Source organism: Streptomyces sp. NPDC001222, from assembly GCF_042896945.1.
Lineage (GTDB): Bacteria > Actinomycetota > Actinomycetes > Streptomycetales > Streptomycetaceae > Streptomyces > Streptomyces gibsoniae.
In genome coordinates, this window is record NZ_JBIAXT010000026.1 from 25,472 (window position 1) to 39,074 (window position 13,603).

10 protein-coding genes and 4 pseudogenes are annotated in these 13,603 nt (G+C 70.9%); 9 read left to right on the forward strand and 5 right to left on the reverse strand.

Going from position 1 to position 13,603, the window contains the following annotated elements; all coding sequences use genetic code 11:
* The first annotated feature begins 408 nt into the window (after nucleotides 1-408).
* Both ACFY2Z_RS29035 and ACFY2Z_RS29040 read left to right on the forward strand, forming a co-directional pair.
* Complete coding sequence (locus ACFY2Z_RS29035) at nucleotides 409-2,757, forward strand: glycoside hydrolase N-terminal domain-containing protein (protein WP_390747138.1); 2,349 nt, start codon at nucleotides 409-411, stop codon at nucleotides 2,755-2,757.
* Nucleotides 2,758-2,841: 84 nt separating this feature from the next.
* Nucleotides 2,842-4,125 (forward strand): SGNH/GDSL hydrolase family protein, encoded by a 1,284-nt coding sequence (locus ACFY2Z_RS29040; RefSeq protein WP_390747043.1) that lies wholly within the window; start codon nucleotides 2,842-2,844, stop codon nucleotides 4,123-4,125.
* Nucleotides 4,126-4,652: 527 nt separating this feature from the next.
* On the opposite strand, the pseudogene ACFY2Z_RS29045 reads toward ACFY2Z_RS29040, so the two are convergent.
* Nucleotides 4,653-4,826 (reverse strand): annotated as a pseudogene (locus ACFY2Z_RS29045) (transcriptional regulator); the annotation flags it as partial.
* Between the two features lie 153 nt (nucleotides 4,827-4,979).
* On the opposite strand from ACFY2Z_RS29045, the gene ACFY2Z_RS29050 reads away from it, so the two are divergent.
* From ACFY2Z_RS29050 to ACFY2Z_RS29070, 5 genes and pseudogenes are all read left to right on the forward strand, one after another.
* Nucleotides 4,980-5,909: an alpha/beta hydrolase gene (locus ACFY2Z_RS29050; RefSeq protein ID WP_390747044.1), complete on the forward strand. Its 930-nt coding sequence runs from the start codon at nucleotides 4,980-4,982 to the stop codon at nucleotides 5,907-5,909.
* Nucleotides 5,910-5,945: 36 nt separating this feature from the next.
* Nucleotides 5,946-6,113 (forward strand): hypothetical protein, encoded by a 168-nt coding sequence (locus ACFY2Z_RS29055; RefSeq protein WP_390747045.1) that lies wholly within the window; start codon nucleotides 5,946-5,948, stop codon nucleotides 6,111-6,113.
* Nucleotides 6,110-6,337: a hypothetical protein gene (locus tag ACFY2Z_RS29060; RefSeq protein ID WP_390747046.1), complete on the forward strand. Its 228-nt coding sequence runs from the start codon at nucleotides 6,110-6,112 to the stop codon at nucleotides 6,335-6,337. The genes ACFY2Z_RS29055 and ACFY2Z_RS29060 overlap by 4 nt, the downstream gene beginning before the upstream one ends.
* A 141-nt stretch (nucleotides 6,338-6,478) precedes the next feature.
* Nucleotides 6,479-6,607, forward strand: a pseudogene (locus tag ACFY2Z_RS29065) (IS110 family transposase); the annotation flags it as partial.
* A gap of 329 nt (nucleotides 6,608-6,936) precedes the next feature.
* Nucleotides 6,937-8,622, forward strand: a complete 1,686-nt coding sequence (locus ACFY2Z_RS29070; protein ID WP_390747047.1) for an MFS transporter — start codon at nucleotides 6,937-6,939, stop codon at nucleotides 8,620-8,622.
* 190 nt (nucleotides 8,623-8,812) lie between these two features.
* On the opposite strand, the pseudogene ACFY2Z_RS29075 reads toward ACFY2Z_RS29070, so the two are convergent.
* A pseudogene (locus ACFY2Z_RS29075) lies at nucleotides 8,813-9,391 on the reverse strand (thiamine pyrophosphate-dependent enzyme); the annotation flags it as partial.
* An 86-nt stretch (nucleotides 9,392-9,477) separates the two neighbouring features.
* Here ACFY2Z_RS29075 and ACFY2Z_RS29080 point away from each other — a divergent pair.
* Both ACFY2Z_RS29080 and ACFY2Z_RS29085 read left to right on the forward strand, forming a co-directional pair.
* Complete coding sequence (locus tag ACFY2Z_RS29080; RefSeq protein ID WP_390747048.1) at nucleotides 9,478-10,839, forward strand: ATP-binding cassette domain-containing protein; 1,362 nt, start codon at nucleotides 9,478-9,480, stop codon at nucleotides 10,837-10,839.
* Nucleotides 10,840-11,010: 171 nt separating this feature from the next.
* Nucleotides 11,011-11,862 (forward strand): NmrA/HSCARG family protein, encoded by an 852-nt coding sequence (locus ACFY2Z_RS29085; protein WP_390747049.1) that lies wholly within the window; start codon nucleotides 11,011-11,013, stop codon nucleotides 11,860-11,862.
* A 661-nt stretch (nucleotides 11,863-12,523) separates the two neighbouring features.
* Here ACFY2Z_RS29085 and ACFY2Z_RS29090 read toward each other — a convergent pair.
* The 3 genes and pseudogenes from ACFY2Z_RS29090 to ACFY2Z_RS29100 all read right to left on the reverse strand — a co-directional run.
* Nucleotides 12,524-12,760 (reverse strand): hypothetical protein, encoded by a 237-nt coding sequence (locus ACFY2Z_RS29090; protein ID WP_390747050.1) that lies wholly within the window; start codon nucleotides 12,758-12,760, stop codon nucleotides 12,524-12,526.
* 231 nt (nucleotides 12,761-12,991) lie between these two features.
* On the reverse strand, nucleotides 12,992-13,261 hold the full coding sequence (locus ACFY2Z_RS29095; RefSeq protein WP_390747051.1) for a WhiB family transcriptional regulator: 270 nt from the start codon (nucleotides 13,259-13,261) through the stop codon (nucleotides 12,992-12,994).
* A gap of 73 nt (nucleotides 13,262-13,334) precedes the next feature.
* Nucleotides 13,335-13,529 (reverse strand): annotated as a pseudogene (locus ACFY2Z_RS29100) (esterase); the annotation flags it as partial.
* Nucleotides 13,530-13,603: the final 74 nt, after the last annotated feature.

Below are 13,603 nucleotides of genomic sequence, written 5' to 3' on the forward strand. Positions count from 1 at the left end.
CCGGCCCCCCCCCCCGGGGCCCCCCCCCCCCCCCCCCCCCCCCCCCCGGGCGCCGGGCCGCGGGCCCCCCCCCCCCCCCCCGGGGGGCGCCCGGGGGGGGGGGGCGCCCCCCCCCGCCCCCCGCCCCGGGCCCCCCCCCCCCCCGCCCGCCCCCCCCCCGGGGGGGCGGGGGGGGGGCCCCCCCCCGCCCCCCACGCCCGGGGACCATCCCCGCCCCCTCCCCCACCCGGCTTTGCAGTCCGGGCGTGCCCGCACCCGCCGCATTCGTCTCACACCACGCCCGACGGGCCGCATCCGTCGTTCCCGCATGCGCCGTTCCCCCGACATGGAGTGCACAACGTGGACACCCAGCACAGCGAATCGCGCGACAACCAGCCGAGCCGCAGAGGCTTTCTCGCCCTCGCCGCCATGGCCGGCACGGCAGCCGCCCTCGGCGGTCTGCCCGCCTTCACCGCCTCGGCTGCCCCCCTCCGGCCCACCTCCTCACCCCTGCTGTCCGCGGCCGCCGCCGCGAAGAACCAGCTGTGGTGGCAGGCTCCCGGCTCCCCCAACTCGATGATCCAGCAGGGCCTGCCGGTCGGGAACGGGCGCCTCGGAGCGCTCGCGAGCAACGATCCCTCCAGCGAGCTGCTGACGATCAGCGACGCCACCCTGTGGACCGGCGGCCTCAACGACACCCTGCAGAGCGACGGCCAGTTCCCCTACGGCCGGGACGACTTCGGCTCCCTGACGCTGCTGGCCAAGCTCACCGTCGACATCCCCGCGCACGACCTGGGCTCCGTCGACAACTACCGTCGCACCCTCGATCTGGCCCAGGGCTTCGTGAGTGCTTCGTACGACCTGTCCGGCGTCACCTACCAGCGGCAGATCTTCGCCAGCCGCCCCGACGACGTCATCGTCCTGTACTTCTCCCAGCAGGGCGGCGGCACCTACACCGGTACCGTCTCCCTCACCGGCACTCACGGCGAGTCCACCACCGCCGACCGCACGGGGTCCTACGCCTCGTTCGGCGCCTCCTTCGCCAACGGGCTGAAGTACGGCGCCGCCGTCACGGCGCGCAGCAGCACCGGTAAGGTCGCCGTCAACGGCACTTCGATCTCCTTCAGCAACTGCAAGGACCTCACGGTCGTCGTCAGCGGCGGCACCAACTACGCACCCGACGCGGCCGCCGAGTTCCGCGACCCGTCCGTGGACCCGGAGCGCCTCGCCCGCACCAAGGCTCTGGACGCCGCCGGGCACTCCGCGAGCACCCTGCTGCACACCCATGTCGCCGACTTCCGCCCGGTGTTCGAGCAACTGGACATCAACCTCGGCACGTCCTCCACCGCTCAGCGCAGGCTGGACACCTGGCAACGGCTGCAGGCGCGCTACCGCGACAACGTCGCCGATCCGGAACTTGAGTCGGCCTACCTGCAGTTCGGCCGGTATCTGATGATCTCCGGGTCACGGGGCACCCTGCCGATGGGGCTCCAGGGCCCGTGGCTGGACGGCAACGATCCGGACTGGATGGGCGACTACCACACCGACATCAACGTCCAGATGAACTACTGGATGGCCGACCGGGCGGGGCTGTCCGACTGCTTCGACGCCTTCGCGGACTACTGCCTCGCGCAGCTGTCCTCATGGACGGACGTCACCCAGCGGCTCTTCAACACCTCGACCAACAGGTACCGCAACTCCAGTGGGAAGGTCGCCGGCTGGGCCGTGGCCTTCTCCACCAACCCTTACGGCGGCAGCGGCTGGTGGTGGCACCCCGGCGCCAACGCCTGGCTCTGCCAGAGCCTGTTCGAGCACTACGAGTTCACCCAGGACCGCGGCTACCTGGAAAAGATCTACCCGCTTCTCAAGGGTGCCGTGGAGTTCTGGGAGGCCCGCCTCGTCACCACGACCGTCACCGACGCCTCCGGAGCCTCGCGCGAGGTCCTCGTCGACGACAGCGACTGGTCCCCCGAGCAGGGTCCGCAGGACGCCAAGGGCATCACCTACGCGCAGGAACTGGTGTGGAACCTCTTCGGCAACTACCACACCGCGACCCGGGTACTGGGCAAGGACATCTCCTACAGCGCGACCGTCGACGGCCTGCGTGAGCGCCTCTACCTCCCCGTGGTCAGCCCCACGACCGGCTGGCTGGAGGAGTGGATGTCGCCCGACAACCTCGGCGAGACCACGCACCGTCACCTCTCCCCGCTCTTCGGCCTCTTCCCCGGCGACCGGATCCGCCCGGACGACTCCACGCCGAAGGACATCCTCGCCGGCGCGACGGCCCTCCTCACCGCCCGTGGCATGAACAGCTACGGCTGGTCCAACGCCTGGCGCAGCCTGTGCTGGGCCAGGCTGAAGAACGCGGAGAAGGCCTACCAGCTCGTCGTCAACAACCTGAAGCCGTCGGTGAGTGGCAGCAACGGCAGCGCGTCGAACCTCTTCGACATCATGGACATGGGGGGAGGCCGCGGCATCTTCCAGATCGACGCGAACTTCGGCACCCCCTCCGCGATGGTCGAGATGCTGGTGTACTCGCGGCCGGGTCACGTCGAACTGCTGCCCGCTCTGCCCGCCGCGTGGGCGACTTCTGGCTCGATCTCCGGCGTCGGCGTGCGCGGTGGCTTCGTCGCCGACCTCAAGTGGAGGAACGGGAAGGTCACGCAGGTGACGCTGAAGAGCGTCGGCGGCCGTGACGCGACCGTCTTCGCGGGCGGCACCTCGCGCAAGGTCAGCCTCACGCCCGGTGAGTCCGTGACGCTGCGCAACCTCGGCTGAGGCCGGTTCGGCAGCCGCTCGGTGAGCCGAGCCTGCCGTGGACGACGAGAAGAGTGGAGAGCGAGAAGAGTGGAGAGATCGACGATGTCCCCGAAGAGAGAAAGCACGGCGGCGGCCCGCCGACCGCGTCGCAGGTCCCTGCTGTCGGTGCTCGGCGTGCTGACCGGCATGGCCTTGACGGTCGCACCGTTGAGCACCGCGAACGTGGCGAGCGCCGCCGTGTCCTCGGCGAACGGCAAGGGCACACGGGTCAGTGCCTGGTCACCCGGCATGACGACGGGCGGCCCGTCCTTCGACAACCAGACCATCCGGATGGTGGTGCACAGCAGCGTCGCCGGCTCGGGCGCACGCATCACCCTGTCCAACCGGTACAGCCCCGCCCCGCTCGATGTCAGCGCCGTGGACGTGGCCGTCCAGGCGAGCGGCGCAGAGGCGACCCGCGGCACCACTCGTAACATCACCTTCGGCGGCTCGCGCCACGTCACGATCCCCGCCGGAGCGGAGGCGGTCAGCGACGTCATCCCGATCTCGGTCAGCGCCGGGGAGAACGTGCTCGTCAGCCTCTACGTGCCCGGCACGACGGGAATGTCGACCTGGCACTCCGACGCGTTCGACACCACCTACATCGCCTCCGGCAACCACGCCGGTGACGACGGCGCCGCCGCGTTCGGCAGCACCACGACCTCCTGGTACTACCTGGCAGGGCTGGACGTCGTGTCGCCGACCGCGAGGGGCACCGTCGTCGCCTTCGGCGACTCCATCACGGACGGCTACCACTCCTCGACCGGCACCTACACCAGGTGGCCCGACTTCCTCGGCCGTCGACTGGGCGCCGTACCGGGCCCGCAGAAGCTGAGCGTGGTCGACTCCGGCATCGGCGGCAACCGGGTCCTCACGGACGTGCCCAACCTGTGGCAGGGCGTCAGCGCCCTCAAGCGCTTCGGACACGACGCCCTCGGCCAGCCGGGCGTCGAGGACGTGATCCTCTTCGAGGGGATCAACGACATCGGCAACAACGCCGGACCCGACGGCGGACCGCTGACCGCGCAGGATCTCGTCAACGGCTACCGCACGCTGATCGACGAGGCGCACGCCGCGCACGTCGGCGTCATCGGCGCGACCCTGATGCCCGATCAGGGCAACGGCTACTACACGCCCGCCGCCGAGGCGATCCGGCAGGAGGTCAACCGGTGGATCCGAACCAGCGGCGCGTTCGACGGGGTCATCGACTTCGACCGGACCATGCGTGACTCCTCGAACCCGGCCGCCCTCAACCCCGCCTATGACTCGGGCGACCACATCCACCCCAACGACACGGGCATGAAGGCCATGGCCGACGCGATCGACCTGCGGCTCCTGCGTAGCTGACGCCAGCGGGCGCCGGTCCCTTCCGAGGCGGCGACGTCTTCGGCGGGGGACCGGTCCGGCGCACCTCTCCAGACGCTCGAAACAGGCACCTGACCAGGGCAGACGCCACGCGATCAGGCGCCCTTCGCAGGGACGCCGGCTACATGTGGACACGGTCAGCCGTCGAGGTCCTGCACCGGGCCGACGTGGTCACCCGGACCGGTGCGACGGTCATGAGGGGCCTGGGCGTTCGGTCGCGTGAAGGTAGTTGTGCGCCAGTTCGCGCAGGCGGCTCCTGTCGAAGCAGCGACCGTGGCCCGGGTGGCGACGGAGACCTCCAGCGCCATGCTGCGCCGGTAGTCAGACGTGTCGCCCAGGCCGAGTTCCCTACGGAGCCCGGGGCCGTACAGGCTGGCGGGCACGCCCAGTGCCAGGGCCTCTTCGGTGGCCTCGTGGACCGCCCGTTCACGGAACTCATGCGCTCCACCCGCTGCGCGCCCCGAAACGCCGTCGAACGGCTGACCTGGCCGGCTCAGCACAAGACAAGCCCCCTGTTCGACCTGGATGTAGTACTCGGCGCTGGCACCGGCCAGTAGCGCGACCTCCTCGCGCCGCAGGCCGGGAACCCGACGACGCCCCGACGAAGCAAGCCCCACCTGGTCCGGGGTGATCTTCGCTCGGCGGGTCATCAGGAACTCTTTGATCTCTTTGGCGGTCTCCATGCTTCGAGGCCAGGTCCCGCGCGGACCGTTATGGAGAGGCTGCCAGTACCCCCGATAGGCAGACTCTCCCTCGGATACGCGAAGGCCCGCACGCTGGCCGCAGTCGCCCGAACCAACCGGTCGAGCGCATCAAGACAGCACATGGATTGACCAGTGGAAGCGATCACCTTCCCCAACGGCCCGATCAACATGGCGGGCAGCCTCTGTATCCCGGAAGACTTCGACCCCAAGGGCAGCTACGCGGCGGTCGTCACCGTGCACCCCGGCGGTGGCGTGAAGGAGCAGACCGCCGGTCTGTACGCGAGCAAGCTCGCTGAGCACGGCTTCGTGGCTCTGGCTTTCGACGCGTCCTTCCAGGGCGACAGTGGTGGCAAGCCCCAGCACCTGGAGGACCCGGCCGCCCGCGTCGAGGACGTGCGCGCCGCGGTGGACTATCTGCAGTCGCTCGACTACGTCGACGCGGAGCGGGTCGGTGCGCTCGGTGTCTGCGCCGGCGGTGGCTACGCGGTCAACGCCGCGATGACCGACTACCGGATCAAGGCCCTCACCACCGTCAGCGCCCTCAACATCGGCACCTCCTTCCGCCGCGGCTGGTACGGCACCGACTCCGACGCCGCCGCCGTGCCCACGCTTCAGGCTGTGGCACAGCAGCGCACTGCCGAGGTGGCGGGTGCCGACACGGTATATCTCCCGTACGTTCCGCCGGAGCCGGACGAGAACACCCCCCGCGACCTCGTCGAGGCCCACGACTACTACCTGACTCCGCGCGCCCAGCACTGGAACGCGAAGAACAAGTTCCTCTTCACTAAGAGCGTCTCGCGGATCTTCACCTTCGATGCCTTCCACATGGTGGAGGACCTGCTCACCCAGCCGATCCTCATCGTGGCCGGCAGCGAGGCGGGCTCTCTGTGGATGTCCACCGAACTGCACGGACGCGTCCGCAGCCCGAAGAAGCTCGTGATCGTCGAGGGCGGCGCGCACATGGACTTCTACGACGTGCCGAAGTACGTCGGTCGCGCCGTCGAAGAGGCCGTTCCCTTCTTCCGGGAGAACCTCGCCGGGACGACCACCGCAGAGAGCTGACCACGGTCGTGCGGTCAGCCGATCACCTCGAACCGTGTGACCGACTGGACCGAGCCGGGCGGCATCCGCTGGGCCCTGACCGAGCTCGGCGCACGCACCCCTGTCGTCCCACCGCTCACCGCGCGCCTACGAGCCACCGTGGCGGACGACGCCCCCGGCTGGCCCTCGGCCCGCTTCACCACCTCGCCGACCACGCCCAGGTGATCCTCTACTCCCAGTTCTGGCGAGTGGACGCCGGCCGCACGTACGGCATCTCCGGCACTGGCCTGGACTGGGAACTCGACTGGACCGCGCCCTGGGAGCACCTGGTCGAAGAGGCCCAGGCCCGCACCTGGTCCCTGCTGGGAGCCTCCGAAGCCCCCGTCGGCGACAACATCTTCGTCGCCCCCACCGGGATCGACCGTACCGACCTATACCCGGAGAGATGACCGATGCCGTTCCAGCACCCGAGGAGATCGGCTACAGCTACGTAATCGAGCGCTACGTGACGAGGAAGGACTCGCAACACACGCGCTACCTGGCGCGGCACCACGTCATCACTATGCCGGACCGGGCCACCGTCCTGCGGCCTGATGGGCTTCGATCAGGAGCTGGCGGCCGAGTCCACCCGGGCCTCCAACCGGATACGCGGCCTGCTCCCCCACTTCCACCCCTCGCTGGAACGCGTGCTCGGGCCGCGCCTGGACCACCAGGCCGTGAACTGACTGCTGGAACACCACGGCTCCCCGGCCGCGCTGGGATAGTCTGGCCTCGCAGGCTGGTTGAGGTGATCCGGCCCGAGACCCCACGCATGGCCCACACCGGCGGGGGCGCATCCGGTGCGGAGATCGCCGAGCCCGGCCTGACAGCGTAGGAGTAGGTGCTGATGCCCCACCCGGGCCAATGCGCTGCCGGATCACACCCCGTGCGCTCCCGGTCAAGAGCCGGGAGTGGGCGGCCCGTAGGGTCACGAGCGATGACACCCATGGGGCAGGTGCCCCGGTCCACACGGACCGTCGCCTCTCCCCCGCACCCGGTCTGGACGCGCATGAGCACCCCACCGTCAACGCCGGCACCCGCACAGAGCGACTCCCCGTGGGCGCCGCTCGCGGCCCGCGTCTTCCGGGCCCTGTGGATCGCCCAGTTGGTATCGAACATCGGCAGCTGGATGCAGACGGTCGGCGCCCAGTGGCTGCTGGTCGGAGACAGTGCCGCCCTGGTGACGCTCATCCAGACCGCGTCCAGCCTTCCCGTCGTGCTGCTGGCCCTGCCTTCCGGGGTGGTCGCCGACCGATTCGACCGACGCTCGGTGCTGCTGGCCGCGCAGTTCGCGATGCTGGCGGTGTCCACTGTGCTGGCCGTGCTGGCCTTCACGGGCGGCCTGACGCCGACCGTACTGCTCGTCCTCACCTTCCTGCTGGGGTGCGGCACGGCGCTGATGGGTCCGGCCTGGCAGGCGATCCAGCCCGAGTTGGTGGAACGCCGACAGCTCGGTCAGGCGGCGGCGCTGGGGGCGGTGAACATGAACCTGGCCCGCGCCGTCGGGCCGGCACTCGGCGGGGCGGTGGTCGCGGCGGCGGGCGCCGGATGGGTCTTCGCCTTCAACGCTGCCTCGTACCTGGGCATCGCGGCCGTCCTCGTGGTGTGGCGGCGCCCGCAGACGGCCGCCCCTGCGGCGGGGAACGAACGGCTGCTCGCGGCCCTGTATGCCGGCCGTCGCTACGTGTGGAACGCGCCGGGCGTGCGGCGAGTACTCCTGCGTACGCTTCTGTTCATCCCGGGCGGCTCCGCCCTGTGGGCTTTGCTGCCCCTGGCTGCGAACCGCTCCCTCGGCCTTGGCTCGGGCGGATACGGACTGCTGCTGGCGGCGGTGGGCGTGGGAGCGGTGGCGGGGGCCTTCGCACTGCCTCGCATGCGCCGGGTGCTGGGGGCCAACGGCACGCTGACCGTCGGCGCTCTGGTCTTCGCCGGGGTGCTGGCGGTACTGGCCACGGTCCGGGTGCCGTGGCTGGTGACGGTCGCTCTGCTGCCTGGGGGTCTGGCCTGGATCGGGGTGCTGTCCACGCTCAACGCGGCCGTACAGTCGCGGCTCCCCGCCTGGGTCAGGGCCCGGGGGCTCGCCGTCTATCTCCTGGTCTTCCAGGGCGGTCAGGCGCTGACCGCACCCCTGTGGGGTGCGGTGGCCGACTGGGTCGGGCTCAGCGCCTGCCTGCTGATCGCCGGCGCCGTGATGCTGCTCAGCGCCGCCAGCGTACGCCGGTGGCCCCTGCACGACGCCGAGGGCATCAACCCCTCACCGTCCGACCACTGGCCCGCTCCGCCCCTGGTGTTCGAGCCGGGAGAGGCCGACGGCCCGGTCCTGGTATCCGTGGTCTACCGCGTCCCTGCGGACAAGCGCACCGAGTTCACGGACCGCATGCACCGTGTCGCTCGTTCCAGGCGTCGTACGGGGGCCCTCACCTGGGGCCTCTACCAGGACGGCAACGACCCGCAACGCTTTGTCGAGACCTACCTGGTCGCCTCCTGGGCGGAACACCGCGCGCAGCACCACGTCCGTCTGACGGCCACCGACCGCCACCACGAGGAGCGGGCTCGGGAGTTGCTCGTCCCCGGGGCCCTGCCCGAGGTGACGCATGCCTTCGACACGGTGTCGGGGCCGGCCGTGCCGGATCAGGCCGACCCTCGTGCACCGTGGTCCGAAGGCGCCGGCCCCGGCTCTCAGGCTTCCGGATAGCGCTCACAACGGTTCACCGCCCACCGCCGCTTCCTGATCCGGTCCGGAGCCGGCGTGTTGGGGGTGGGCCCGTTGGTGTTGATCACCCATGCGTGAGGAGTGCCAGGGCGCGGGGCGGGGCCGCGAACCGCACCCCTGCCTCCTGCGTCATCTGTCGTGCCGGTCACTTCGCCGGCAACTTGCACCGGCCTCAAGGGCGAGGAATATTACGCAAGTTGGCCCGAGCCAGGTGGACCATGCGGCCGACGCCTCCGCTCAGGACCGTCCGGCTCGCGGACAGAGCGAAGCCGCTGATCTGTTCGGTGGTGATCTTCGGCGGAACGGCCAGCGCGTCGGGGTCGGTGACGACGTCGACCAGCGCCGGCCCGTGATGGGCGAAGGCCTCGCGCAGCGCGTCGCGTACCTCGGCGGGCTTCTCCACCCGGATGCCGCGTGCCCCGCCCGCTGTCGCGATGGCGGCGTAGTCGGTGTGCGGGTAGGTCGTGGCGTGCGGGGTCAGGCCGTCGACCATCATCTCCAGGTCGACCATGCCGAGGGAGGAGTAGTTGAAGACGACCACCTTCACGGGGAGGCCGTACTGGACGAGCGTGAGGAAGTCGCCCATCAGCATGGAGAAGCCGCCGTCACCGGAGAGGGAGACGACCTGCCGATCGCGGTCGAGGAACTGGGCACCGATGGCCTGGGGCAGCGCGTTGGCCATCGAGCCGTGGACGAAGGAGCCGAGGATGCGCCGACGGCCGTTCGGTGTGAGGTAACGCGCCGCCCACACGCGCCGTCCGGACGCTGGCCCTGGCCCGCACCGGGCTGCGCTACCTCGAACGCCTGGTCAACCATCAGACGCTGCTGACCTCCTCCGTGAGGCTGCGCGGTCGGCTGGCCCGTGGCGCTGCCCGCCTCACGCCCCGTGAACTGCGCGGACAGCGCGACGGAACGCTGCTCGCCCGGCTCACCGCCGATGTGAAGACCGTCGCGGGACTGCCCGCGAATGTCTTCGCACCGCTGGTCGCGGCGGTCACCACGGCGTGCCTGGTCGAGATCCTGCTGTTGTGGGCGATGCCGCTGCTGGGAGCGGCCGAACTGGTCGTCTGGGGGGCCGGTCTCGTCTGGGCCCGGCGCGCGCACCGCCTTGCGCGAGCCCGTCTGGCCACCGCCGCCGAGGCCAGGGCCGCACTCCGTACCGCGCTGCTCGGCAGCCGGGCCGCCTTCAACGAACTGCGGTGCCTGGACGCCGTGCCACAGGCGCAGCGGACGGCGACGGCTGCCATGACGGCTGTCGAGTCCGCCGAGTGGGCTGCTGCCCGAGCCGAACGACTGGGCCGTCTGGGCCTGCGTCCTCTTGCCGCGCTGGGCCAGGCGTCGGTGCTGGTGATCGGCCTGGGCGCGGCTCCGGCCCAGCCTGTCGCCGTCGTGGTGGGCGAGGTGCTGCTGATGGCCGCCGGGTGGGAACTGCTGGAGCGACTGCCCCGGTTGCTGCAGTACCCGGCCCAGGCAGGCGAGGCGGCTGAACGCCTTGCGCCGCTTGCTGCCGAGGAGCGGCCCGCGGGCCGACAGCGGCCGGCCGCCCGCTCCGTGGAGACGATCGGTCTCCCGCTCCTCTCGACGGCCGCGACCCTCACCACGACCCTGCCGGGCCCTGGCCTGGTTCTGGTCACCGGCCCCGACGGCAGCGGGAAGTCGACCCTGCTCGGGCAGCTCGCCGGGCGTATACCGGTGCCCGCCGGAACGGTCCTCCTCGACGGCACGCCCGTACACGAGCTGCCGGCCCGGGCCGTCGCCGAGACGGTCACCCTGGTGGAGGCGGACGACTGGCTGGCCGATGACACGGTGGCGGCCAATCTGCGTCAGGCGGCGCCGTCGGCCGACGACGCCGCGCTACGGGCCGTACTGGAAGCCGTCGGCCTCTCGGCCCTGCCGCTCGACGCCTCGGTGGGCCCCGGCGGGCGTCTGCTCTCGCAGGGGCAGCGCCGGCGCCTTGCCACCGCGCGCGCAGTGCTGAGACGCCCCCCGGTGCTGCTGCTCGACGAACCAACCGCCGGTCTGGACCGCCCCACCGCCGAGGCGCTGCTGGCCGCGCTGCCCCGGATGCTGCCCGAGACCGCGCTGGTGATCGCCGTGCAGGAGCAGGACCTCGACCTGCCGGACCGCGCGCCGACTGCGGTCGTCCGTCTCGGCCTCAGTCGAAGCGCACATCGGGAAGCAGCCGCTCACGCGCGGTGACACCGGCGTGTAGTCGCACGGCCGTGATGACTGTGCGTGCACCAGGACAGGTCTCGCAGCGCCCTCTTCTCACTCTTCCCGGCACCTCAGGCGTGTCGTCCAGGACGGCTGGTTACCGTGGAAACGGCAGAAGATCCTTTAGGGACCGTCTGCGACGAAGGGAGTTCTTCGATGACCGACGAGCCCATCTTGGTGCTTGCCGCAACCGGCGGACAGGGCAGAGCCGTGACCGACGCGCTGCTGGGCCGAGGAGCCCGGATCCGGGCGCTGGTACGTGACCCCCACCGCGGAGCCGCGCGGGAGCTGGCCGAACAGGGTGTCGATGTGGTGGCGGGATCCCTGAGCGACGGCCGGTCGCTCGCCGCGGCGATGCGCGGGGTGAGGGGTGTCTTCGCCTTCACCACTCCCTTCGAGGCCGGCCTCGAGGCGGAGGTGAACCAGGGGCGGGCCATCCTCTCCGCCGCGACGCGGGAGCGCGTTCCGCATCTCGTGTTCAGCTCCGTGGCCGGGGCCGACCAGGACAGCGGGGTACCGCATTTCGAGAGCAAGGCGCGCATCGAAGCGGAGCTGGCCGCAGGCGATGTCCCGTACACGATTCTGGGGCCGACGTATTTCTTCGACAACGCGCTCGGCGGAGCAGAGCGCATCCTCGGCGGAGTTCTCGATCTGCCGCTGCCACCCGATCGGCCGTTGCAGCAGCTGGCCCGCCCCGACCTCGGCGCGTTCGCGGCCGAAGTGCTGCTCAGCCCTGCTCCCTTCGTGGGACGGCGCATCGAGCTGGCCGGCGACGCACCCACTCCCACGCAGATGGCGGCCGCACTCGGCGCGGCGGTGGGGCGGGAGGTCCGCCATGAGCGGGTACCGCTGGCGGCGATCGCCGATCCGGACATGCATGCGATGTGGACGTTTCTGAACGGCCCCGGCTATCGCGTCGACATCCCCGCCCTGCACGCCGCTCATCCGGAGCTCCGCTGGACTCGCTTCGGCGACTGGGCTCAACGGACGTGGGCTCCCGCCCGCTGAACCGGTCGTTCCCCTACACTCCCTCGTCCTACGCCGCCGTCGGCGACGCCATGGGGTCGCCGACGGCGGGTACCGCAGTACCGGCAGTGCCGAGCGGCTCACACGGTTCAGCGAACGGTCCGGGCCGCATCGGTGATGACGCGGGCAACCACGTCAGGACGCGTGATCAACGACAGGTGCCCCCGCCTTCACCTCAGTGATGTGGGCGTTCGCACGCTGAGTCATGGACCGCTGTTCGGCCGGTGGAATGACATGGTCGGTCGTGCCGACGACGGCCCAGGACGGGATGGTCTTCTGCTGTACGGCTTCCCCGAGACCTGGTGCGGCTGGCGCAAGAGATCCCGGTGCTCGCGAGGGTTCACCGTGATCGCGCCGGAGCTGCGCGGCTACGACCACACGGAGAAGCCCGCCTCCGGTCAGGGCGGGCCTACGACGTCCTGGACGCGTGGAAGGGGCCGGCGCGGAACGTCCGTGGTGTGCCCATCCCGCACTACGGCCACCTCTGCCAGGAGGGACGCCCGGACGTCGTCGACGCGGAACTCCTCGACCTCCTCAGCGACCGGAACGGGTGAGCAGACCGGCCCGCTCGAGACACGAGCAGGCCTGAACAGATCGAGAGGGCGGATTCGCCGGACGGTGTCGCCGGCGCATGCAGGGGCGTCTAAGGCTCCTGCGGCTGGACGCCGAGGTCCGTGTCCACGTCGTACCCGGATTCCCCGTGGCCGGCCGCGGGATGTGCGATGTCGGCCCCCAGATCGAACGCCGCTCCGTCGATCGCGTCCTCCAACGCGGCCTCCTCACGCTCGGACTGAGCGCGGCGGTGGTGCTCGCTCATCCGATCCATGATGTGCCGGATGTGCGGGTGGCCGTTGCCCGAGGGCGGCTGTTCTGTGTTCACGCGGTGTTCCTCCGTAGGGGACAGCCGCCGGCACCAGCGGCCTGCGGCGCGGCGTTCGGCTCTGCCGGGTGGTGCTACGACGCCAAAGTATCCGGGCGTCAACGTCGAGGTTGTGCCGACAGTGCACGCGTTCTTGTCCGACGGCGTACCGCATGGCGTTCGGCGTGCCAGGTGTCGGCTTCGGGGAGCAGTGCGGGGACCGCCACAGCGGCAGGGCGAGCGGTACCCGCGTCACCGGCCCGGCGCGCCTGTTTGGCGCTCGGACTCCGTGAGGCCTCCCCACACTCCGTGTGTCTGGCTGGTCCGCAGGGCGAAGGCGGCGCAGGCCCGCAGCACCGGACAGGTGCGGCAGATCGACTGGGCTCGCTCCTCGCGATCGCGCCGACGGGCTCCCCGCTCGCCCATCGGCGAGAAGAAGACCGAGCTGTCCATGCCGCGGCACGCGGCCCGGCTCTGCCAGCTCCACTCGCTGAGGTGTGGTTTCACGTTCGGGGGCTTCATGTTCGCACCGTGCTGGTCAGCTGTGGACGGGTCAGGCCTGCTGCGGTGCGGTGCGCAGCGTCTGGACGGCGAGCGTGATGGCGCCCTGGGCGGCCTGGGTGGCGCGCACCCGCTCGGCGGGATCGGTGGTGTACTGGTCCCAGAACCACTGCATGCCGTGCCGGCGCAGGAAGTAGCAGGTGGCGAACCGGTGGTACGAGCCGGTGGCGAAGCTCGCGTCGGTGACGGGGTAGAACGGCACCTGCTGGACCAGCGGGAAACCGCCGCGCCCCTCCGTCGGAGCCAGGTCGAACAGGTACGGCGGGTTGGCCGTGGCCTCGGCGAAGGCCCGGGCCTCCGGCT